Origin of the sequence: Polaribacter sp. Q13, from assembly GCF_016858305.2 — a bacterium.
In the GTDB taxonomy this organism is placed as follows: Bacteria; Bacteroidota; Bacteroidia; order Flavobacteriales; family Flavobacteriaceae; genus Polaribacter.
In genome coordinates, this window is the sequence record NZ_CP074436.1 from 2,795,149 (window position 1) to 2,818,003 (window position 22,855).

Here is a 22,855-nt window from a genome sequence, read left to right on the forward strand (position 1 = left end):
TAATTTATTAATATGTAAATACCGGAAACCCATTCTGACATTCAACAGAAATTGGAGCACTTGGTATTGAACAATCAGAAACAACTCCATATTTAAAGTTAAAATCTTTTTCTGCTTGTGTATACGTTTCTATTTTTTGTAAAAAAGAAACCGTATCAATTGATGATGAATACGCTATAAAACCTTGAGGTCCTCCACAAGCTTTTGCCCCATATTCTGTGATTAGCCAATCAGCTGCGTTTGAGCAAGAAACACTATAAGATAAATTCTGAATTTCATTAAACAAATCCATTAGATTTCTATGATCTATTTCTTGTGCTACTGCTATATGTTCTAAAACTAGTTCAGTTTCTGATATCTCAAGTATTTGATAATTATACCATAAAACAGGTTCAGCACCAAACTGATTTGTTATATTAATATCATAAATTTTTAAGTTATTGCTATTTAATTCCCAAGTTCCTTGCCTGTCAAAAAAAGTTAAAGGAGGTGTACCACAAAAACCTGAAGTTCTTTCTGTAACGAAATTAGCCTTCTGGTCTTTGATAAATGAAAAACCGTAAGAATCAGTAGGCAAAGAGTTTGTTCTTGTAAAGGTTATGGTTTCTCCATCATAAATTGGTGCTACCCAAAACCCTATTAATAAATTATCTGATTCTATAATTGTTTCATTATTTTCACAAGAAAATAATACAGTTGCACAAAATAAAATAAATATATTTTTAAAATTCATTATTTTTAAATTTTTAGTTTGGTAAATTTTCTGATGTTTTTTCAATTTTTGAAATCACCTTAATTAAGGTAGTTTTTATAGATGATGCATCTTGTAGTGAATTTTCTATTTCTTCTTCTGATATTAAAATTTCAAATTCAAAACCTTCTTCATAATTAAAACCAATTATTGAGTCATAAAAATATTCCCAGTTTTGTTTATCTACTTCTCTTATTAACAAACATTTTTGAGGATCAACACCAACACAATCCACTTTTGTAGATGCAATAATTAATGTTTTATAATTTAAATCATCATCATTATTATGTTCACAAGAAATAATTGTAAAAAATAAGAGTAAAAAAAATGCTTTTAACTTCATAAAAAGGGTTCTTTTCTTACAAGATGCAGAAATTTTAAAAAGGTTGCGTTAAATAATTCTATTTTTGCAGAACAAAGATTTTGTTTAGCAAAACTCTTTGTTTAGATTCCCTTTTTCAAGGGAATGATAATTAAAGGAAAACACAACAAAATTGTTGTGAGAATTTTTTCGAGTATATGCAAAACAATATTTTTAACATCCAAAACCAAGAAGAATTTAAGCAAGTTGCTTTAGAAGTTTTTAAACATCAATTTAAAAACAATAAAGTGTACCGATCTTTTTGCGATTTATTATACATTCATCCCTCTAGTGTTTCTAAGGTTGAAGAAATTCCGTTTTTACCTATTCAGTTTTTTAAGAGTAGAAAAGTGCTTTCTTCTTTAGAAGAAATAGAAGAAACTTTTACCAGTTCTGGTACTACAGGGAGCCTAACAAGCAAGCATTTTGTAACGGACATTAACGTGTACAAAGAAAGTTACCTAAAAGGATTTGCCCATTTTTATGGCAATATAGAAGACTACGTTGTTTTGGCTTTATTGCCTAATTATTTAGAAAGAAATGGGTCTTCTTTGGTTTTTATGGTAGATGATTTAATAAAAAAATCTAACAACTCAGAAAGTGGGTTTTATCTGAATAATATTGAAGAATTAGCTAAAAAATTAGTCGAATTAGACAAAAAAGGACAAAAAAAACTCTTAATTGGGGTTTCTTTTGCGTTGTTAGATTTGATAGAAATGAAACAATTCAACCTAAAAAATACCATTATTATGGAAACTGGTGGTATGAAAGGACGAAGAAAAGAATTGATTAGAGATGAACTGCATCAGCTTTTACAAAACGGATTTGGAGTTACAGAAATTCACTCGGAATACGGAATGACAGAATTATTAAGTCAGGCTTATTCTAACGGAAACGGTATTTTTGACACACCGCCTTGGATGAAAATTCTTACTAGAGATACCGAAGATGCTTTAACCATACAACAACCAGGAAAAACAGGCGGAATTAACGTGATTGATTTAGCCAATTATAATTCTTGCTCATTTATTGCCACCCAAGATTTAGGAAAAGTAGACAAAAATGGCACTTTCGAAATTATTGGTCGTTTTGATAATTCTGATATTAGAGGTTGTAATTTAATGGTGCTGTAAAACTATAAGTTATGAAATTTAAATTATTAGAAGAATTTAAAGAGTTTGCCGTAAAAGGTAACATGATAGACATTGCTATTGGTGTTATTATTGGCGCGGCTTTTAATAAAGTAGTTAGCACATTGGTTAAAGAAGTTTTAATGCCTCCATTGGCTTTTATGACCGATGGCACAAAGTGGGAAAACAAGAAAATTATTCTAAGAGAAGCGGTACTTATTAAAGATAAAATTTCGGTTGATGAAATTGCTATTGGTTATGGTAAATTGTTTGAAGCTGGAATAGATTTTTTAATTATAGCTTTTACTGTTTTTGTAATTGTAAAAGCAATGAATTCTATGAAAAAGAAAGCAGACGATCCTAAAAATAAAGCTGTTGTAACTCCTAAAAACATTGAGTTGATGAACAAAACCAATGAGCTTTTAGAAAAACAAAATGAGTATTTAATGAAGGTTTTATCAGAAAAAAATAATGAAATATAGGTTTTGTAAATTTCGTTTTTAAATTACGACTGACTTATTATCAGCTAATTAACACACAAAACGTAATGAATACTAAAACAGCCCTTTTATACCTAGTTCTTTTTTCTTTTATTGGTTGCCAATCCGGACAAACCAATACAACGCCTCAAGCAAGTGTAAAAGAAGTAAACAACCCTATTTCTGAAAACGATCAATTTAATAAGTACTGGTATTCTGGTAAGGCTGAATTGAGTAGTTATACCTTAAAACAGGCTAGATATGGCGAAATACGAGACGGAGAAGTTGTTTTGGTTTTTGTAACGGAACCTTTTTCTTTAAGCAAGCAGGTTAAATTAGACAATCCGCAAAAAGCGGGAAATGATAACATTTCTGTGATGAAATTAAACCATGTTCGTAAATTTAATACGGGTATTTACGATTATTCTATTGTTACCTCTACCTTTACTCCTATCAATACTAAAAACCATCCTTTTACCTTAAAAGCTTCTACAAGTATACAAGAATGGTGCGGACATACTTTTACGCAATTAAACCTTGCTGATGACACCTATAATTTTAAACAATTTTCTTATTTTGAAGCTGATGGAGACGCAGAGAAAACAATACATGCCACTTATTTAGAAGAAGCATTATTTACTAAAATTCGTATTGCAAAAGGAGAATTACCAGAAGGAGAAATCAATTTGATTCCTTCTACGATTTACAACCGTTTTAACTATAAAAAATTGGATGTTGAGAAAGCTAATATTAGTAAAACCACATCAGAAAAAACGCTTACTTATAAAATAAAGTATCTAAGTATAAATAGAACACTTAGCATTGAGGTAGAAAAAGATTTTCCATACAAAATTTTAAGTTGGACAGAAAATGACGGAACTGGTTTAACCACAACTGCCAAACTAAAAGCGAGTAGTAATGAACCTTATTGGAAACAAAAAAAACGATCTGACCAAAGTAAAAGAAAAGCACTGAAATTAAAATACGAATAGTTTCTTTCTAAAAAAACTCAACATTTGGTTGCTTTAAAGTTCCTTGTAATCTAAAAAGTAAATCGTTTTTACGGAAGCTATACTAAAGATAAACATCAAACTAATTAAATAGTTTACTCTGTAAAATATTCTAGATTTTCTTTAGCACTTTTTATCGCTAAATGAATATCTTCAACAACAAGATTGCTTTCTATACATGAGAATACTCCATTTTTTTCAAAATCTTCTCTTAATGATTTTCCAATACCAGAAATAATCACTTTTATTTTTCGTTCCTCATACGTTTTTAATATCCCTTTAATACTCTGATAACCTGTGGCATCTATTAGTGGCACATAACGCATTCTAATAATAATAACCTTAGGCTGTAAATTTGTATTTATAATAGTTTCCTGAAAATGTTTGGCAGCCCCAAAAAATAAAGCCCCATTAATTTCATATAAAATAACTCCTTTAGGGATGTCTAATAATTCATCATCAAAGAGGTGTTCTCCTTTTTCAGTATTAGAAGTAAAATCTTGAATATTTACAGACTTACTCATTCGTTTCATAAACATAAAACTAGAAAGTACTATTCCTATTTCTATGGCTACGACCAAATCAAAGATAACAGTAAGAAAAAAGGTTGTTAGCAAAATTATAATATCCATTCTATTCCCTTTTAAAATAGATTTAAATTGTCGCCATTCACTCATATTAAAAGCCACAACAATTAAAATACCTGCCAAACAAGACATTGGAATTAATTTAGCATAAGGGGCAAATAATAGCATTATTGCTAATAAAACCAATGAGTGTACAATACCTGCAATTGGAGTTCTACCACCATTTTTTACATTTGTGGCAGTTCTTGCAATAGCCCCAGTAGCCGGAATCCCTCCAAACAACGATGATACAATATTGGCGCCTCCCATAGCTATTAATTCCATATTTGAACGATGTTTTCCTCCAATCATAGAATCTGATACTACTGCAGAAAGCAGTGACTCAATACAACCTAAGATTGCAATGGCAAATGCTGGTTGTAAAAGTGCTTGTATGGTACTAAAACTTACGTTAGGTATATGAGGCAAACCAAACTTGTTAGGTATGGCTCCAAAATTACTTTCAATAGTATCTACAGGAATATCAAAATTTGCAACCACAAGGGTTGATATTAAAATTGCAATGATAGAGCCGGGTATTTTTTTTACTATTTTTTGAAAATAAATGGTAAGTAATATAGAACCTACTGCAATTGCAATTGCATACCAGTTAAAGTTTTGAAAGTTTTCAAAATAGACAATCCATTTATCTATAAAATCTGCAGGAACTTTTGAAATATGCAATCCAAAGAAATCATTTACTTGAGATGAAAAAATGATTAAGGCTATTCCGCTAGTAAAACCAACAATAAGAGAGTATGGAATATATTTTAGTAAGTTTCCAAACCTTAATAATCCCATTCCAATCATTAGAAAACCTGCCATAAAGGTAGCAATGATTAAACCATCAATTCCATGCAACTGAATAATACCATAAACAATAACAATAAATGCTCCCGTTGGCCCACCAATCTGAACTCTACTCCCTCCAAAAGTCGAGAAAAATATACCAGCTATGATGGCTGTAATAATACCTTTCTCCGGAGAAACTCCTGATGCTATTGCAAAAGCAATTGCCAAAGGCAACGCAACAATTCCTACAATTAATCCAGACAGGATATCTTTTGTTAACGTTTCTTTTGATATCCCTTGCTTTAAAAGAGAAAATAATTTTGGTACAAATTCTTTATTCATCTGTTTATTGATTAATTTTTTGATAAATCTGTTTTATATTTTATCACTTTGCCCTATAATCGATAGTAATATTTAGTAAAATAGCCCTTGCAGCCCGCATTAATGGTATTTGTAGCATAAAGCTAGAAAGTACGAGTAATGGATACAAATATTTAAAAAAGCTATGAATACTATTTAATGAAAACCCCAATACTACCAATGGTATAAATGTTATCAGCACAATAGGATAACTGATCCATAATGCAGCGGAATAGAAACCTGGTTCAATCTTAAAATCTTGTTTACAATGAGCGCATTTATCTGGCATTTCTAAGATTTCTGTAAACACAAAAAACCCTGGGTTTTTAAATAAATTTCCTATTTGGCAGCGTGGACATTTTAAATTTAAAATGCTATACAGCTTTGTTCCTTTTCTCATAAAACAGTTAGTAACTTAGATTGTACATGTAATCTACAATTGCTTATTTCTAATTTTATATTTCTTGCAATACCTAATTCAAATACTTTTTCTAGTACTAAAACAATTTCTAATGAAATAATACTGCTTTCATTCTTAAATTAATTGAAATCGAACGCAAATGTACAATAAATGTTATTTATATTTATAACAAATGTTATGTTTTAATACTATATATTTGACTTATGAAAAACTTTTATTCACAATTTGATTTTCAAAGTGATCTACTTTTTGAAGCATTAACTTCTAATGAAAAAAAATTAGTAAACAATGCAATGGAGCTATTATTTATAAAAAAAGGAAGTCATCTCTTTTATGAAGACGGAGTGCCCACGGGCATTTTTCAAATTAAGAAAGGAAAAGCGAAAAAAATTAAACGCAGTTTTTCTGGTTCAGATCAAATTTTTTATATCTACACAACGGGTGCTGTATTAGGCTATCATGCCTTATTTGGTGAAGAACGTTATCAAGATTCTTGCGAAGCATTAGAAGATTTGGAAGTAAATTTTATAGCTAAAGATGTTTTTTTTCAATTATTACAAGATATACCTGCGTTGCAACAAACTTTTATAAAAAACATTGGTCATGAGTTTGGGGTACTTGCCAATATTATTGCTGTACTAGCCCAAAAAAATCAAAATGCTCGTTTGGGTATTAATTTACTTATTTTAGAAAATCGTTTTCAAAAACATTATAAATCGGGTGGTATTGATTTAACACGAGAAGATTTAGCGAATATTATTGGCACTTCTCCCGAAAGTTTAGGAAGAAGTCTTAAACAGTTTAAGGAAGAAGGAATTATTAAAATTGATAAAAGAGTTATTTATATAAAAAGTAAAGAACAAATATTTAAATTATTAAATATTGATATGAACTTTTAAATTAATAAATAAGTGATAAATGCCATTTGTGAAATTATTGTCGTTTGGATCCTTTTACAAACATGACTTTCTCAAAAAAAACAACTAAATTCGTTTAACTTCTGATATAAAACATTGAAACGTTGGATATCATTAGAGTTGGCAACAAGCTAAAAAAAAGACGTACGAAAACATTGACTAAAATGAAAATTTTAAAAAAATATAAAAATTTATTTATTGTATTATTTATTTTAAGTGTCACTTTCGCTATATATGCTATGCCAAAAATATATGAGAGGTATACAACATATAAAAACAATAAAGAGTTCAGAACTAACTTTCCTAAAAAGGTTGAATATTTTACAAACACACCCAATCCTGACAGCGTATTTGTATTTATAATGGCAGGTCAATCTAATATGGCTGGACGTGGAAAAATAGAACCAATAGATACGGTTCCTAACACCAAATTACTAACATTAAACAAGCAAGGAAATTTAATTTTAGCTAAAGAACCTTTACATTATTATGAACCTTCAAGAACTGGACTTGATTGTGGCGTTTCATTCGGGAATGCTATTTTAAATAATTTACCCAATAACAATTATGTTTTGATATTACCTACAGCAGTAGGAGGAAGTTCTATTCAACAATGGATTAATGACAGTAAGTTTCGAGGAGTAAATTTATTATCTAATTTCAAAGAAAAAGTAGAAGTTGGAAAAAAAATCGGAACAATAAAAGGCATATTATGGCATCAAGGAGAAAACGATGCAACTAATCAAGAAAATATAAATAAATATCAAAAAAGATTGTCAATTTTATTTAATAAATTTAGACAAATAGTTGAGAACGATTCTTTGCCTATTTTAATAGGTGAACTTGGAAGCTATTATAATGACAATGCAAAATGGCAAAGGATTAATTCAGCTATTCATAGTTACACAGAAAAAGATACATTTTCAAAATATATTAACACACAAGACTTTGAACATCGAGGCGACGGAATTCATTTTGACTCTAAAGGACAAAGAGAAATGGGAAAAAGATTTGCAGATAAATATAATGAATAAAAAAAGCCTGCTTACAACACCGTGTATATTTAATTGCTTGGTTTCTGCTTATCTGGAATATTCCTTCGGAATATTCTCAGGTTCGTAAAAGTTTACTAAATTAGTTGCCAAACCACGCAACTAAGCATACACAAACACGTTAAACGAACCTCATCAATAAAATAAAAAAGGCGAAAATTTAAAAATTTTCGCCTTTTTTTTATAATATTAAACTGTATTTATTCATTCTTCAAAGCATTCCAACCTTGTGCTTTCAATTCAATTTCTTGGCTCGCTCTTGTTACTAAGTTTAAACCTTGGTTTTCTGCGGTAATATGTCCAATAATAGAAAAATTAGGATTTCCTTTTATTTTATCAAAATCTGCAATAGGTACTGTAAATAACAATTCGTAATCTTCACCACCACTTAACGCCACCATGGTAGAATCTAATTCAAACTCTTCACAAGCAGAAATTACTTGCGGGTCTAAAGGCAATTTATCTTCGTATACCTTACACCCTACTTTACTCTGCGTACAAATATGAAAAAGTTCAGATGAAAGTCCATCAGAAATATCAATCATAGAAGTAGGTTTTACTTCCATTTCTTTTAACAAACCAGCAATATCTTTACGAGCTTCTGGCTTTAACTGACGTTCAATTAAGTAGGTATAATTATCCAAATCTGGCTGATTATTTGGATCCACCTTAAAAACTTGTTTCTCTCTTTCTAAGACTTGTAACCCTAAATAAGCAGCACCTAAATCTCCAGAAACCACAATTAAATCGGTTTCTTTAGCACCATCTCTGTACACAACATCTTCTTTTGCTGCTTTACCAATTGCAGTAACAGAAATTAAAATTCCTTTGGTAGAAGAAGTCGTGTCTCCACCAACCAAATCTACATTGTAAGACTCACAAGCTAACTGAATTCCGGCATACAACTCTTCAATTGCTTCTAGCGGAAATCTGTTAGAAACCGCGATAGAAACCGTAATTTGCTCTGCAACTCCATTCATTGCATACACATCAGATAAATTTACCATTACCGCTTTGTATCCTAAATGTTTTAGTGGCATATAACTTAAATCGAAATGCACGCCTTCTATCAACAAATCTGTGGTAACCAACGTTTGTTTTTCCGAAGCATCTAAAACAGCAGCATCGTCTCCAACAGCTTTAATTGTAGATGGATTTTGCACTTTAAAATATTGTGTAATATGGTTGATTAAACCAAACTCACCTAGTTCGGCCAACGACGTCTTTTGTGTATTTTTATCTTCTAACATCCTGCAAAGATAGGTACATTCTAAAAAATTACAGAACTACTTTAACACCTATATTTTTTATTTTAGATTTTAAACAGTACTTTTAAATTCTAATCCTATTCGTTATGATTCGTTTTCTTGTTGTCTGCCTTCTTATTTTTACCCATATTTCAAATGCAACTGCGCAAGAAATCATAAAAATTGCAGAAGCAGAAGCAAAATCTGCTGCAACAAAAATTCATTTTAAAGCAAATCCTAACACGTCTAATTACGATATTACCTATCATAAATTAGAGTTTTCAGTAGATCCTGCGGTAGCAGCTATTACGGGTAAAGTAACTACCACTTTTACCGCTTTAGACGATTTAACAACAGTTACTTTCGATTTAGATAATAATATGACCGTTACTTCAGTAACTCAAAATGGAAACACTTTATCTTTTTTTCAAAATACAAATGACGAATTAGTTATTACACTTCAGAATACTTTAAACCAAGGGAATTCAACATCAGTTATTATCGATTACAACGGAAACCCAACAAGTAATGGTTTTGGTTCTTTTGAAGTAAACACACACGGAACCGCAAATACTCCAGTACTTTGGACACTTTCTGAGCCTTATGGCGCTTTAGGTTGGTGGCCTTGCAAACAAGATTTGAATGATAAAATTGATACAATTGATGTGTATATCACGGCTCCAGAGCAATATGTTTCCGTTTCCAACGGATTAGAGCAAGGCACAACAACTACTTTAGGTTTTAAAACCACCCATTTTAAACATCAATACCCAATTCCGGCTTATTTAATTGCCATTGCAGTTACTAATTATGAAACCTATTCGCACCAAGTTTCCCACAATGAGAATAACTTTCCGATTGTAAATTATGTCTATCCAGAAAGTTTATCTTCTTCCCAAAACAGCACTTTAGTTACGGTAGATATTATGAAACATTTTATCGATTTGTTTGGCGATTATCCCTATAAAAATGAAAAATATGGACACGCTCAATTTGGTTGGGGCGGCGGAATGGAACACACCACCGTTTCTTTTATGGGGAGTTTTGGTAGAAATTTAATTGCCCATGAGTTGGCGCATCAATGGTTTGGAGATAAAGTTACTTGTGGTAGTTGGAAAGACATTTGGTTAAATGAAGGTTTTGCAACCTATCTTTCTGGATTAACAATAGAACACCTAGATGGAGATGCTTCTTTTAAAAGCTGGAGAAATTCTACTATCAATTCTGTAACATCATCCACAAATGGCGCTGTGTACCTTTCAGATAGCGACACCACAAGCGTAAGTAGAATTTTTAATAGTAGATTATCTTACAATAAAGGCGCGATGGTTTTACACATGTTGCGTAAAAAATTGGGCGACACGCATTTTTTTGCTGCTTTAAAAAACTATATTTCAGATCCTAATTTGGCATATAATTATGCAAAAACTCCAGATTTGATTACTCATTTAGAAACCGAAAGTGGTTTAGATTTAAATGAATTTTTTAACGATTGGATTTACAACCAAGGCTACCCTACCTATAACGTAGAATGGCATCAACCAACAACCAATACCTTTAGTATACAGTTAAACCAAACCCAGAGTCATTATTCTGTTACTTTCTTTGAAGCCAATGTTCCCGTACGGTTAAACGGAACCAATGGTGAGGTTTTAGATCTGGTTTTAGACAATACTACAAACGGACAAACCTTTGTAGAAACTGTGAATTTCACAGTAAGTTCCGTAGAATTTGATCCAGATGCTCATTTAATTTCTAAAAACAACAATGTTACCTTAGGTATTGAAAACAATCTTTTTGTATCAGAAAATATTTCTTTGTTTCCGAATCCTGTAAATGATGTTTTAACTATTGAAACCTCAAAAAATATCAGATTCAAAAACGTAATTCTCTACAACACACTTGGTAAAGAAATTTTTACATCTAGTAATAAACAGGTTAATCTTAGTAAACTAAGTGAGGGAATTTATTTTATTAAAGTTTTTACGGATGCTGGTAACTTGTATAAAAAGATTATTAAAGAGTAGTTTTTAGAAATTAGTGGTTTTTTAGTTAAATTAGTGTCTAACCTTTTTAATGGCTTTCACCCGTTTATAAATTAGTTTTTCTATTTTTACCGATATAAATAATTCATCTTTTGATTTCTATAACTACATCAGAAAATAAAAAAGTCTATTTTGCATCCGATCAACATTTTGGTGCACCCACTCCAGAAGCTAGTTTTCCTCGCGAAAAAAAGTTTATAACTTGGTTAGATGAAGTAAAAAAAGACGCCGAAGTCATTTTTTTATTAGGCGATTTATTCGATTTTTGGTTCGAGTATAAAACCGTAGTTCCTAAAGGATTTGTAAGAGTTTTAGGAAAATTAGCAGAGATAAAAGATTCTGGAATTCCTATTTACTTTTTTATTGGTAATCATGATTTATGGATGAATGATTACTTCCAAAAAGAACTCAACATTCCTGTATATCATGAGCCACAAGAGTTTTTAATCAACAATAAAAAGTTTTTAATTGGTCATGGAGATGGTTTAGGTCCTGGTGATTATGGGTACAAACGCATGAAAAAAGTGTTTACGTTTCCATTATTCAAATGGATCTTTAGATGGTTGCATCCAGATATTGGCGTACGTTTAGGACATTATATGTCAGTAAAAAACAAATTAATTTCTGGTGATGATGATGCCAAATATTTAGGTGATGAAAACGAATGGTTGGTGTTGTATTGTAAAGAAAAACTAACCCAACAACATTACGATTACTTTGTTTTTGGACACCGACACCTTCCTTTAGAAATAGAACTACAAGAAAATAGTAAATATGTAAATCTTGGAGATTGGATTCAGTATTTTACCTATGGAGAATTTGACACTACATTTAAGTTGTTAAAAGCATAAAAATAAACCTTCTCTGATTCAGTTTAAATACTATAGAAAATAATAAACATAGAAAAAGCGGCAAATTGCCGCTTTTTCTATGTAAAATAATCAGTTTATTTTAAGTTAAAACTTACTCTTGCAAATAAGAATCTACCTCCAATACCAAATTGTTGTGCTCTTCTAGACCAATCGAAACGACCATCACTTCTATTACCATAAGAAGCTTCTGCCATATCTGGATAAATATCAAACAAGTTATTTGCACCAATTGTTAACGTTAAAGCATCTGTTGCTTTATAACCCAAAGATAAATCTGTAACCACTTTAGAACTGAATACTTGTTGGTTTGCAACCACTGTTGTTGCCTCTGTTACTTCACCAAAATACACATTTCTTAAGAAGATATTATACTTACCCGTTGTAAAGCTATTTGTTAAATTTAACTTCGTTCTTGGCACCGCTTCTTCTAAATACACTCTACTATCTTCAGGAAAATATGTGCTTACTAAACCTGCATTTTCTAAAACTGTAGATGCTTTAATATCTCCTACTTGTTCTGTTTTAGATAAAGTAGCAGATAAATCTGTTTTTAATCTAGAGTTAGCTCCAATATCTGCTTTATGTGTAATTACAAAATCGACTCCTTTAGATTCTGTGTCTATTGCATTTGCAAAAAACGATGCTGCAGAAGCATTTGCCTGTGCCAATAAATTATCTAATTCTGTTCCTGTACCTGGCCCTTTAAATTGCCCAGTGTAAACCACTCTATCATCAATATTAACAATATAACCATCTAAAGTTAAAGTAATATTAGCATCGGGTAATTTTGCTGTAAACCCTGCACTAAAACTAGTAGAAGTTTCTTCTTTTAATTGAGGAATACCTAATAATTGTGCGGCTCTACTTTCATTTGAAAAAGTACCTACTTCTTGCGGATCTCCGTTTTGGTCAAAAATAGTTGAGGTAGAATTAAAGTTTATTTGATGCAAAGAAGGTGCTCTAAAACCAGTATTAAAAGAAGCTCTAATTCTAAAATTCTCTGAAGCTTTAATTAAAGTTGCTAATTTAAAGTTTACAGTAGAACCAAAATCTGAATAATCTTCAAAACGTGTTGCAAAATTTAATGAAATAGCGTCAGTAAAATCTGCATCTAAATCTAAATAACCAGCAATACTACTTCTACCTCTAGACAACTCATTACTTGGACTAAAACCTGGAAATACTTGAGAACCACCTGGTCTTGCCGCATCAAAAAAGTCTACTAAAGGCATTTGCGTAGAGGTCTTAATAGCTTCACCTGCTGCTGTATACTGAGTATAAGAAGCTTCTTCTCCTGCAGTGATCTCATAGTTTTCTAAACGATATTCTGCTCCAAAAGCAACACCTAAACCTTGAAAAGTGTTTTTATAAAATTTATTTAAATCTAAGTTTACGGTATTTTGAGCAAAAGCAAAACCACCAGCATCAAAAACTGTTGGAGAAGCATTTCCTTGAGAAGCATTAAATGTATTCCCAATCATATAATTGAATGCATTTTTACCATACGTATTTGAAAAATCTACATTCCATTCTCCAATTTTACCTTTAATTCCCACTGCTAAAGATTTGTCTGAAATAGTAGAATTAATTTCTGGTAAAAAACCATTAATATATGCAGGTGTGTATGTTCTACTTTGGTTTGGTAATCTATAAAAACCAGCAGAGTTTCCATCTCTAGAACCTAAACCAGCAAAGGAATATAATTCTGTACCATTATCATCTAAAGGTAATTTAAAGTTGGCAAAAAATCTACCTCCACGTACTTTAGACTGCCCAACTCTCATGTTAAAGTCTTTACTTTCTAAACCTCTTGCAGCTAATTCTGCAGTTGTATTATCTCCTGATAAAATACCTTGTAATTGAGTCTTTGTTGTAGCTCCATTTAAATTAATACCAGCCTGATTTGCATATTGTATAACATCGCTAACATCATTATCTAATAATTTGGTTAAATCATAACCATCATTATTTGCAAATCTTTCAACAGTATTATATAAATTGAATATAGTTCCTTCCCAATCTTTCATTCTGTTGTAAGCTTCTCTTACATCAAAATCTCCAGTAAAGTTAATAAACCCACCTTTATCACCAATAGGCAATCCGTAGTTAGCACTAATATTAGTGGTTTGTCCGTCTACACCTCCAGTTTGTCCATTGGCATTTTTACTAAAATTAGCACCAGTAGTTACTACTAAAGCCAATTCATTTACGCTTTCATTTAAAACAATATTAATAACACCCGCAATAGCATCAGAACCATATTGTGCTGCTGCTCCATCTCGTAAAACTTCAATTCTTTTAATTGATGCTGCTGGTATTGCATTTAAATCTGTACCAACAGAACCTCTACCAAAAGTTCCATTAATATTTATTAAAGAAGAAGTATGTCTTCTTTTACCATTAATTAATACCAAAACCTGATCTGGTCCTAAACCTCTTAATGAAGCTGGATCTATGTGATCCGTACCATCAGAAATTGTTTGTGTATTCGACGTAAATGAAGGCGCCACAAAATTTAAAATTTGATTTAAATTAACTTGCGGTGAAGATGCAGCTAGTTCTTTCATATCTACAATATCTATTGGAACAGGAGAATCTATGGCTGTTCTGTTAGGATTTCTAGAACCAACAACAACTACTTCTTCTAAAGAATTGTCTTCTTCTACAGAAATTGTTATATACTTAATACTAGTTACTTTTACTATTTTAGCAGCAAATCCCATAGAAGAAACCACCAATTTAGAAGGTAATGTTTTTAAAGCTATAGAAAACTCTCCGTTATTGTCTGTAACGGTTCCGTTGCTTGTTCCTTTTTCAACAACATTCATATATGGCAATCCTTCACCAGATGAATCTGTAACTTTACCCTTTATAGTTTGTGCTGCCATAGCTAAAGGAAGCATTAAAATTAGGGTAATTAATACGCTTTTAATTAAGTAATTTTCTTTCATATTAACTGATTTTAAAATTATATAAGCTAAATATCGGGTTTTAGAATTATAAACACAACAATTTAACACTTTCTTTGTTTTTTTCGTTTTATTAGAAATTAAAAAAAAATACATCTTTAACCTACTTTTAACAAATACCAATATGTTAAAATTGTAGCTTTGTTTTCGTAAAAAATAACACTTAATACAATATTACAATGGATGTAGATGTAAGAGCTATTAATGAAAAAATAGAAAGAGAAAGTGCCTTTATAGATATTCTTACTTTAGAAATGAATAAAGTAATTGTTGGCCAAAAACAAATGATAGAAAGTTTGTTAATTGGTTTGATTGGAAACGGTCATATTTTGCTAGAAGGGGTTCCTGGATTAGCAAAAACATTAGCAATTAATACCTTATCTAAAGCGGTACAAGCTTCTTTTAGTAGAGTTCAGTTTACACCAGATTTACTACCTGCAGATGTTGTTGGAACCATGATTTACAACATGAAGGAAAACAATTTCGAAATTAAAAAAGGGCCTATTTTTGCAAACTTTGTATTAGCAGATGAGATTAACAGAGCACCTGCAAAAGTGCAATCTGCTTTATTAGAAGCAATGCAAGAGCGCCAGATTACTATTGGAGACACTACTTTTAAGTTAGACGAACCTTTCTTAGTAATGGCAACTCAAAACCCGGTAGAACAAGAAGGGACCTATCCTTTACCAGAAGCACAGGTTGATAGGTTTATGTTGAAGGTTGTTATTGACTACCCAAAATTACAAGACGAACAAATTATTATGCGTCAGAATTTATCTGGCGGATTTGCAAAAGTAAACCCTGTAGTTTCTGTAGCACAAATTCTAAGAGCAAGAGAAGTAGCTAACGAAGTGTATATGGATGAAAAAATTGAGAAATATATTCTTGATATCATCTTTGCAACTCGTTATCCAGAAAAATATAATTTACCACAATTAAAAGATTTAATCAGTTTCGGGGCATCTCCAAGGGGAAGTATCAACCTTGCAAAAGCAGCAAAATGTTATGCTTTTATCAAAAGAAGAGGGTATGTAATTCCAGAAGATGTTAGAGCGGTTGTTTTTGATATTTTACGTCACAGAATAGGTATTACGTATGAAGCGGAAGCAGAAAATGTAACCTCTGTAGATATTATCAACTCAATTATTAATGAGATTGAAGTGCCATAGCAAAAAGTTGGCAGTAAAAACAGTTGCAGTTGGCAGTTGCTTACTCATGTTTTAAAAAAACCGATTCAATTACACGCTTCAACAATTAAACAATTACACGTTGCAAACTAAGGAGATACTTAAAAAAGTTCGTAAAATAGAAATTAAGACAAAACGTTTGTCTAATGATATTTTTGGAGGTGAATACCATTCATCCTTCAAAGGACGTGGTATGACTTTTTCTGAAGTAAGACAATACCAATTTGGCGATGATGTTAGAGCAATTGACTGGAATGTTACCGCCCGTTATAACGAACCTTATATAAAGGTTTTTGAGGAAGAACGCGAGTTAACCATGATGCTTTTAGTCGATGTTTCTGGTTCTGAATTATTTGGTACATCCACACAGTTTAAAAAAGATACCGTAACAGAAATTGCTGCAACATTAGCTTTTTCTGCTACACAGAATAACGATAAAGTAGGTTTAATTTTATTTTCTGATGATGTAGAGCTTTTTATTCCTCCTAAAAAAGGAAAAGGGCATGTTTTAAGAATTATTAGAGAACTGATAGAATTTAAACCGAAAAGTAAAAAAACCAACATTGCTGCCGCTTTAAAATTTTTATCTAGTGTGATGAAAAAAAGAGCAATTGTTTTTATGTTATCCGATTTTATGGATGATGATTATGAAAAAACATTAAAAATTGCAGCTAATAAGCATGATTTAACAGGAATAAGAGTCTTTGACAAACATGATGAAGAAATTCCTAATTTAGGAATGGTACCTATGTTAGACTCAGAAACTGGCAATGTACAGTTGATAAATACGGCATCGAAATCTGTAAGAACAAGTTACAAAGCAAATGCTTTACGTTTGACTGATTATTATATAAACATGTTTAAAAGAAGCGGCGCAGGTACTGTTAACACCAGAGTTGATGAAAACTACGTAAAAAAATTATTAGGTTACTTTAAACATAAAGGAAGATAGTAACGCAGTTACCCTTAAAAATGAAAAAACAACTATTCTACATACTACTATTCGTTTCAACCATAAGTTTTGCACAAAAACCATTGGTAAGAGCAGAAATCGACACCACAAATATTAGAATTGGTGAGCAGTTTAAGTTAAAGATTACCGTGGATGACACACAGAATGTAATCATGCCTAAGTTGCATCTAAAAGGTCTAGAAATTATAGATTCTACCAAAGTAGACACTGTAAAAAACTCCTTAATAAGAAAGTATATTTTAACCGGTTTTGATAGTGGTGCATTTTACATTCCGCAACAACAGGTATTTATAAAAAACCAGGCTTTTTTAACAGATTCTTTATTAGTAAATGTAGCAACAATTGCCATTGACACCACCAAGGTGAAGAAATTCCCTATTAAATCTATTAAAAGTGAACCATATACTTTTGACGATTTCAGAATATATGTTTATATCCTTTTAGCCGCCTTAGCCATCATTGGTTTCTGGATTTATTGGTTTGTAATCAGAAAAAGAAAAGAAGAAATAGAAGAAGATACTTATAAAGCAATGCCGCCTTATGAAGAAGCTATTTTTAGACTAAATGAATTAGACGAAAAATTATTGTGGCAAAACAATAAAGTAAAAGAATATTATAGTGAATTAACAGAAATTGTTCGTGGTTACATAGAGCGAGAGCTACATGTGCCTGCCCTAGAAAAAACTACAGATCAGGTTATAGATATGTTAAAGGATTTTAAAGATGCAGAAACGATTCAAACATCAGAAGATACTATTAAAAAGTTAAAAGGTTTATTACAAGAAGCTGATTTAGTAAAATTTGCAAAATCGAAACCTTTAGCCTTAGAAATCGAAGAAGATAGAAAAGACGCACAAGATATTGTGAGTAATTTAAAACCTAAACCAATTATTGAAGAAAATGATGAATTGGAGTAATTTTGAATTTCATAGTCCCGAATTTTTATGGCTGCTCATATTAATTCCATTAGTAGCCGTTTGGCACTTTTTTATCCGTAAAAAAGATACCGCAGTCTTAACAATGCCAAGTATAAAAGGTTTTAATACAGATTCACTTTTATCTAAATTAAAACCCGTCTTATATCTTTTAAGATTACTAGCATTAGCTGCAATTATTGTTGCTTTAGCAAGACCTAGAAATGTTTCTGTTAGTAAAAAAACAAAGACCAATAAAGGGATAGATATTGTTATGGCAATTGATGTTTCTGCAAGTATGCTTGCCAGAGATTTAAAACCAAACAGACTAGAAGCTCTTAAAAAAGTAGCTATCGATTTTGTAGACAGAAGACCCAATGACAGAATAGGAATTGTAGTTTATGCAGGAGAAAGTTTTACCCAAACGCCAATTACAAGCGATAAAGGAATAGTAAAACGTACTATTTCTGAATTAAAATGGGGACAATTAGAAGGAGGAACTGCCATAGGAATGGGCTTAGGTTCTGCAGTAAACAGATTAAAAGAAAGCACTGCAAAAAGTAAGGTAATTATCTTATTAACGGATGGTGTAAATAACTCTGGAAATATAGATCCTAGAACAGCTACAGAATTAGCAAAAGAATTAGGAATTAAAACCTACACCATAGGAATCGGAACCAACGGAATGGCAGATTTTCCGTGGAGTAGAGATCCAAGAACCGGTCAATTAAACTTTAAAAAACAACAAGTAGAAATTGATGAAGATTTATTAAAAGAAATTGCCACAGAAACACAAGGAAAATATTTTAGAGCAACAGATAATGAATCTTTAAAAGAGATTTATGATGAAATTGACAAGCTCGAAAAAACGAAAATAGAGGAATTTAAGTATTACAATTATCAAGAAAAATATAGAATTTTTGTCTTTTTTGGATTAGGATTCTTATTACTAGAGTATTTGTTGAGAAACACCATTTTTAAGTCGTTTATTTAAAATGTTGTGTAACTGATGAATTGTTTAATCGTGTAATTGTAAAAGACGTTATTAATTCATAAAACTAGGAAGTTTAAATTTAAAAAAAAATGGAAACATTTATGTATTTAAAAGTACAAATTAACAGTTACACGATTACACTTTTAAACAATTAAACAAAAAAAAGATGTATGTATTTTCATTTGAAAAACTAAAGGTTTGGCAAGAAGCTATAGACTTCTCTGTTGAGGTTTATATTATCACTAAAAACTTTCCTACCGATGAAAAATACGGAATTACAAGTCAATTAAAAAGAGCGTCAAATTCAATTTCAGCAAATATAGCAGAAGGTACATCTAGAATTACAAATAAAGACAAAGCACATTTTTCAACAATAGCATTTAGCTCAACAATGGAAGTTTTAAATCATATTATTTTATGTCATAAACTTCAATTTATAAACGAAGAAATTTATAATGACTTGCGTAAGAGAATTTATAAAATATCTAACATGTTAAACGCTTTACGCAAAGCACAATTAAAACCTGTGTAAAAAGGTGTAATCGTGTAATAGTTTATTTGTGTAACCGTGCTCACTCAGGTTTTACAAACAACAATTACACAATTCAACAGTTAAACAATTAAACAATGTATCGTATAGAAGAACCAATTTATTTTTCCCTTTTAATAATCATTCCAGCAATGATTGTTGTTTTCTTGTTGGTTTTATGGTGGAAAAAAAGAACGCAAAAGAAATTCGCTGATTTAGATTTAATACAAAAATTAGCGCCAAATTCATCCACATTTAAATCCGTTTTAAAACTGGTATTTTTACTGTTAGGAATCACTTTTTTAGTAATAGCTTTAGTAAACCCAAAAATGGGAACCAAACTAAAAACGGTAAAAAGAGAAGGTGTAGATATCGTTTTTGCATTAGATGTATCTAAAAGTATGTTGGCAGAAGATATTGCGCCTAACAGATTAGAAAAAGCAAAACAAATCATTTCTAAAACGATAGACAAATTAGGCTCAGATAGAGTTGGTATTATTATTTATGCAGGAAATGCGTATCCTCTTTTACCAATAACCACAGATCATGCGGCAGCAAATATGTTTTTGCAAAACGCCAATCCAGATATGGTTTCTAGCCAAGGAACCGATATCAACGGAGCATTAGAACTAGCAAAAACATATTATAATAATGACGACCAAACCAACCGTTTTTTAGTCATTATTTCCGATGGGGAAGATCATCAAGAAGAAACTAAACAAGTAGCACAAACATTAACAAACGAAGGTATTAAAATCTACACCATTGGTGTGGGTACAGAAAATGGAGGACCAATACCAATGCGCGTAAATGGCTCTATGATTGGCTATAAAAAAGACAATAAAGGAGAAACAGTAATTACCAAGCGCATGCCAGACATTTTAGAAGGTATTGCAGATGCTGCAGACGGACAGTATATTGATGGTAATATAACAGAAAAGCCAGTTTCAGTAATTGCAGATATTATTGCAAATGCAGAAAAAAGCGAATTCGAAACCAAACAATTTTCCGATTACAAGGACCAATTTCAATGGTTTTTAGCAATTGGCTTACTATTCTTGCTTATTGATATTTTCTTATTTGATAAGAAAACAAAATGGTTACGAAAAGTAGATTTGTTTGATGAAGAAAAAACGAAGAAATAATAAACTCTGTTATTCCGAGGTACGAAGTAACCACTTAATTTAAAAAGATTAATTTCTTAAATACTTACATCGTTTTACATAGAACTACTTTTATAAAGAGCCGATTAATATTTTAATCGGCTCTTTATTTTTATTTATTTCCTAAAAACAGTGTATTTTATATTCTAAAAAGGATACTTCTTACCCACTTAATGGGTAAAAAATACACACTTAAAACACCTTTAAAAAGGTAACTATCTGTAAACAAGTATTTACATCAACTGGTACATTAATTGATTTCATTTAGATACAAAAGATCTAAATAATATTCAACATGAAATCTGAAACCTTTAGTTTAAAATTACATAATAATAAATTTTCTATAGAAGATAAAAAAAAATCTCCTATTAATTTTAAAGCTATTGTTACACTAGCAGGCTCATTTGTTATTATGATAGGAGCTGCCTATGCTGTTTATCTGTTACAAGATGATTTTTCTAAATTTAATATCAACAGACTAAACAACAACTTTGGTTTCCTTTTTTTTATGCTGGCCGCCGCTCTTTTTGCATTTGGAGCAATGACTTTTCTATATGATATATACCTATACTTTAAATACAAACCAATACCATCTGTAAGTAATGAAGAATTACCTACAGTTACCGTAATTGTACCAGCTTACAACGAAGGAAAACAAGTTTGGGATACTTTAAAAAGCTTAGCTAAAAGTGATTATCCAAAAGAAAAATTACAATTATTATCTATAGATGATGGTAGTAAAGATGATACTTGGTATTGGATGCAAGAAGCTAAAAGAATTTTAGGAGACCAAGTAACCATTATGCAACAACCTAAAAACATGGGCAAAAGACATGCTTTATACCGTGGTTTTAATATGGGTAAAGGAGAAATTTTTGTTACTGTTGATAGTGATTCTATCGTTAAAGAAGACACTCTTAGAAATTTAGTGAGTCCGTTAGTTACCAATAAAAAATGTGGAGCTGTTGCGGGTAATATTCAAGTACTGAATAATAAAAAAGCTTTATTACCAAAAATGCTAAATGTAAGTTTTGTAATGAGTTTCGAGTTTAAACGTTCTGCAGAAAGTAGTTTAAACTCCGTATTATGTACTCCTGGTGCTTTAGCCGCTTATAGATCAACTGCTGTTTTTGCTTGTTTACCAGAATGGATAGACCAAAAATTTATGGGAAAAGCTTCTGATATTGGAGAAGACAGAGCATTAACTAATATGATTTTAAAACAAGGTTACAGCGTGTTATTTCAAAAAAATGCATATGCCTATACCAATGTTCCTGAAGATTACACAGGCTTGTATAAAATGTTTATTAGATGGGGAAGAAGTAATGTTAGAGAAAACATAGCCATGTATAAATATGTATTTACAAACTTTAAAGAAGGTAGTAAATTCGGATCAAGATTGTTGTTTGTAACTCAGTCCATAAAAATGATTATGTCTTATCCCTTTTTATTTTTTATGATGTATTTTATTTTTATGCACCCTGTATTATTTATAAGCTCAACCTTATTAAGTATTTTAATTACATCAACATTTCCTGTATTATTTTATACTAAAAAATATGATTTAAAAGAAGCACTGTGGGCATATTCATACAGTATTTTATATACTTTTGGCTTATTCTGGATTACACCCTACGCAATTGCAACAGCTGGTAAAAGCGGATGGTTAACTCGTGAATTAGCTGCTTAACTAAATTAAAAGCACAACATTTTCTTACTTTTTAGTTTGTAAAAAAAATTACGCAATCCATTAATTAACAGCACTATGTTAATTAATGGATTGCGTATTTGTTTATGTTGAAAATAAAAAGTTGCCTGTTTTTGAGTACTAAAAATACATTTCTATTAAAATGATAATATCTTTTTAAAAAACTCATTTTTAGAAAATCTACAAAAGATAAAAATTCTATTTTTTCAACAATTTAACCACTTCCAAATTCATCTAAACTACTCCTAATATTTTAGAATTTTTAAAGCCTAAAAAAGCCTTTATTTCTAAGTATTAATAGTATTTTAGCAAAAAAGGAGTCTCTATTTTTTAGCTTATTATTTAATAAAAATAA

20 protein-coding genes are annotated in these 22,855 nt (G+C 30.8%); 14 read left to right on the top strand and 6 right to left on the bottom strand.

The genetic code is table 11. From position 1 onward, the window contains the following. Positions 1 to 7: 7 nt before the first annotated feature. Both JOP69_RS11605 and JOP69_RS11610 read right to left on the bottom strand, forming a co-directional pair. Positions 8 to 733 (bottom strand): hypothetical protein, encoded by a 726-nt coding sequence (locus JOP69_RS11605; protein WP_203392754.1) that lies wholly within the window; start codon positions 731 to 733, stop codon positions 8 to 10. A gap of 13 nt (positions 734 to 746) precedes the next feature. Then, complete coding sequence (locus JOP69_RS11610) at positions 747 to 1,094, bottom strand: DUF4377 domain-containing protein (RefSeq protein WP_203392755.1); 348 nt, start codon at positions 1,092 to 1,094, stop codon at positions 747 to 749. A gap of 176 nt (positions 1,095 to 1,270) precedes the next feature. Here JOP69_RS11610 and JOP69_RS11615 point away from each other — a divergent pair, with 176 nt between their 5' ends. The 3 genes from JOP69_RS11615 to JOP69_RS11625 all read left to right on the top strand — a co-directional run bounded on the left by JOP69_RS11615 (position 1,271) and on the right by JOP69_RS11625 (position 3,713). Beyond that, positions 1,271 to 2,245 carry an acyl transferase gene (locus tag JOP69_RS11615; RefSeq protein WP_203392756.1) on the top strand — a complete coding sequence of 325 codons (975 nt, stop codon included), beginning with the start codon at positions 1,271 to 1,273 and terminating at the stop codon, positions 2,243 to 2,245. Positions 2,246 to 2,256: 11 nt separating this feature from the next. Beyond that, positions 2,257 to 2,724, top strand: coding sequence for a large conductance mechanosensitive channel protein MscL (mscL, locus tag JOP69_RS11620; protein WP_203392757.1), 468 nt, complete (start codon positions 2,257 to 2,259; stop codon positions 2,722 to 2,724). A gap of 65 nt (positions 2,725 to 2,789) precedes the next feature. Beyond that, positions 2,790 to 3,713: a septum formation inhibitor Maf gene (locus JOP69_RS11625; protein ID WP_203392758.1), complete on the top strand. Its 924-nt coding sequence runs from the start codon at positions 2,790 to 2,792 to the stop codon at positions 3,711 to 3,713. 113 nt (positions 3,714 to 3,826) lie between these two features. Here JOP69_RS11625 and JOP69_RS11630 read toward each other — a convergent pair whose 3' ends face one another. Continuing rightward, positions 3,827 to 5,491, bottom strand: coding sequence for a SulP family inorganic anion transporter (locus JOP69_RS11630; protein ID WP_203392759.1), 1,665 nt, complete (start codon positions 5,489 to 5,491; stop codon positions 3,827 to 3,829). A gap of 43 nt (positions 5,492 to 5,534) precedes the next feature. After that, a complete protein-coding gene (locus JOP69_RS11635) occupies positions 5,535 to 5,909 on the bottom strand; it encodes a DUF983 domain-containing protein (protein WP_203392760.1) in 375 nt (124 codons plus the stop codon). Positions 5,910 to 6,133: 224 nt separating this feature from the next. Between JOP69_RS11635 and JOP69_RS11640 the strand changes: the two genes are divergently transcribed. After that, on the top strand, positions 6,134 to 6,829 hold the full coding sequence (locus JOP69_RS11640) for a Crp/Fnr family transcriptional regulator (RefSeq protein WP_203392761.1): 696 nt from the start codon (positions 6,134 to 6,136) through the stop codon (positions 6,827 to 6,829). Between the two features lie 182 nt (positions 6,830 to 7,011). Beyond that, positions 7,012 to 7,881 carry a sialate O-acetylesterase gene (locus JOP69_RS11645; protein ID WP_203392762.1) on the top strand — a complete coding sequence of 290 codons (870 nt, stop codon included), beginning with the start codon at positions 7,012 to 7,014 and terminating at the stop codon, positions 7,879 to 7,881. Between the two features lie 218 nt (positions 7,882 to 8,099). Here JOP69_RS11645 and thiL read toward each other — a convergent pair whose 3' ends face one another. Then, entirely contained in the window at positions 8,100 to 9,149 is a 1,050-nt protein-coding gene (thiL, locus tag JOP69_RS11650) for a thiamine-phosphate kinase (RefSeq protein WP_203392763.1), read from the bottom strand. 104 nt (positions 9,150 to 9,253) lie between these two features. Between thiL and JOP69_RS11655 the strand changes: the two genes are divergently transcribed. Together JOP69_RS11655 and JOP69_RS11660 are read left to right on the top strand one after the other, a co-directional pair. Then, a complete protein-coding gene (locus tag JOP69_RS11655) occupies positions 9,254 to 11,173 on the top strand; it encodes a M1 family aminopeptidase (RefSeq protein ID WP_203392764.1) in 1,920 nt (639 codons plus the stop codon). A gap of 110 nt (positions 11,174 to 11,283) precedes the next feature. Further along, positions 11,284 to 12,042 (top strand): UDP-2,3-diacylglucosamine diphosphatase, encoded by a 759-nt coding sequence (locus JOP69_RS11660; protein WP_203392765.1) that lies wholly within the window; start codon positions 11,284 to 11,286, stop codon positions 12,040 to 12,042. A gap of 95 nt (positions 12,043 to 12,137) precedes the next feature. On the opposite strand, the gene JOP69_RS11665 is transcribed toward JOP69_RS11660, so the two are convergent. Continuing rightward, entirely contained in the window at positions 12,138 to 15,014 is a 2,877-nt protein-coding gene (locus JOP69_RS11665; RefSeq protein WP_203392766.1) for a TonB-dependent receptor, read from the bottom strand. Between the two features lie 197 nt (positions 15,015 to 15,211). Here JOP69_RS11665 and JOP69_RS11670 point away from each other — a divergent pair, with 197 nt between their 5' ends. From JOP69_RS11670 to JOP69_RS11700, 7 genes are all read left to right on the top strand, one after another. Then, positions 15,212 to 16,201 carry a MoxR family ATPase gene (locus JOP69_RS11670; RefSeq protein ID WP_203392767.1) on the top strand — a complete coding sequence of 330 codons (990 nt, stop codon included), beginning with the start codon at positions 15,212 to 15,214 and terminating at the stop codon, positions 16,199 to 16,201. 100 nt (positions 16,202 to 16,301) lie between these two features. Beyond that, the gene (locus tag JOP69_RS11675; RefSeq protein ID WP_203392768.1) at positions 16,302 to 17,171 is read left to right on the top strand and encodes a DUF58 domain-containing protein; all 870 of its coding nucleotides are present in this window, start codon (positions 16,302 to 16,304) and stop codon (positions 17,169 to 17,171) included. A gap of 20 nt (positions 17,172 to 17,191) precedes the next feature. Then, positions 17,192 to 18,109 (top strand): hypothetical protein, encoded by a 918-nt coding sequence (locus JOP69_RS11680; RefSeq protein ID WP_203392769.1) that lies wholly within the window; start codon positions 17,192 to 17,194, stop codon positions 18,107 to 18,109. After that, a complete protein-coding gene (locus JOP69_RS11685) occupies positions 18,096 to 19,100 on the top strand; it encodes a VWA domain-containing protein (protein WP_203392903.1) in 1,005 nt (334 codons plus the stop codon). Before JOP69_RS11680 ends, JOP69_RS11685 begins: the two co-directional genes overlap by 14 nt. A gap of 166 nt (positions 19,101 to 19,266) precedes the next feature. Then, positions 19,267 to 19,632: a four helix bundle protein gene (locus JOP69_RS11690; RefSeq protein ID WP_203392770.1), complete on the top strand. Its 366-nt coding sequence runs from the start codon at positions 19,267 to 19,269 to the stop codon at positions 19,630 to 19,632. A gap of 95 nt (positions 19,633 to 19,727) precedes the next feature. Next, entirely contained in the window at positions 19,728 to 20,774 is a 1,047-nt protein-coding gene (locus JOP69_RS11695) for a VWA domain-containing protein (RefSeq protein ID WP_203392771.1), read from the top strand. Positions 20,775 to 21,087: 313 nt separating this feature from the next. Next, positions 21,088 to 22,482 carry a glycosyltransferase family 2 protein gene (locus JOP69_RS11700; protein WP_203392772.1) on the top strand — a complete coding sequence of 465 codons (1,395 nt, stop codon included), beginning with the start codon at positions 21,088 to 21,090 and terminating at the stop codon, positions 22,480 to 22,482. Positions 22,483 to 22,855 lie beyond the last annotated feature (373 nt).

Bases quoted from the DNA above. Each gene is read 5' to 3' on its own strand.
- JOP69_RS11605 (WP_203392754.1), bottom strand. From the start codon at position 733: ATGAATTTTAAAAATATATTTATTTTATTTTGTGCAACTGTATTATTT.
- JOP69_RS11610 (WP_203392755.1), bottom strand. From the start codon at position 1,094: ATGAAGTTAAAAGCATTTTTTTTACTCTTATTTTTTACAATTATTTCT.
- JOP69_RS11615 (WP_203392756.1), top strand. From the start codon at position 1,271: ATGCAAAACAATATTTTTAACATCCAAAACCAAGAAGAATTTAAGCAA.
- mscL (WP_203392757.1), top strand. From the start codon at position 2,257: ATGAAATTTAAATTATTAGAAGAATTTAAAGAGTTTGCCGTAAAAGGT.
- JOP69_RS11625 (WP_203392758.1), top strand. From the start codon at position 2,790: ATGAATACTAAAACAGCCCTTTTATACCTAGTTCTTTTTTCTTTTATT.
- JOP69_RS11630 (WP_203392759.1), bottom strand. From the start codon at position 5,491: ATGAATAAAGAATTTGTACCAAAATTATTTTCTCTTTTAAAGCAAGGG.
- JOP69_RS11635 (WP_203392760.1), bottom strand. From the start codon at position 5,909: ATGAGAAAAGGAACAAAGCTGTATAGCATTTTAAATTTAAAATGTCCA.
- JOP69_RS11640 (WP_203392761.1), top strand. From the start codon at position 6,134: ATGAAAAACTTTTATTCACAATTTGATTTTCAAAGTGATCTACTTTTT.
- JOP69_RS11645 (WP_203392762.1), top strand. From the start codon at position 7,012: ATGAAAATTTTAAAAAAATATAAAAATTTATTTATTGTATTATTTATT.
- thiL (WP_203392763.1), bottom strand. From the start codon at position 9,149: ATGTTAGAAGATAAAAATACACAAAAGACGTCGTTGGCCGAACTAGGT.
- JOP69_RS11655 (WP_203392764.1), top strand. From the start codon at position 9,254: ATGATTCGTTTTCTTGTTGTCTGCCTTCTTATTTTTACCCATATTTCA.
- JOP69_RS11665 (WP_203392766.1), bottom strand. From the start codon at position 15,014: ATGAAAGAAAATTACTTAATTAAAAGCGTATTAATTACCCTAATTTTA.
- JOP69_RS11670 (WP_203392767.1), top strand. From the start codon at position 15,212: ATGGATGTAGATGTAAGAGCTATTAATGAAAAAATAGAAAGAGAAAGT.
- JOP69_RS11680 (WP_203392769.1), top strand. From the start codon at position 17,192: ATGAAAAAACAACTATTCTACATACTACTATTCGTTTCAACCATAAGT.
- JOP69_RS11685 (WP_203392903.1), top strand. From the start codon at position 18,096: ATGAATTGGAGTAATTTTGAATTTCATAGTCCCGAATTTTTATGGCTG.
- JOP69_RS11690 (WP_203392770.1), top strand. From the start codon at position 19,267: ATGTATGTATTTTCATTTGAAAAACTAAAGGTTTGGCAAGAAGCTATA.
- JOP69_RS11695 (WP_203392771.1), top strand. From the start codon at position 19,728: ATGTATCGTATAGAAGAACCAATTTATTTTTCCCTTTTAATAATCATT.
- JOP69_RS11700 (WP_203392772.1), top strand. From the start codon at position 21,088: ATGAAATCTGAAACCTTTAGTTTAAAATTACATAATAATAAATTTTCT.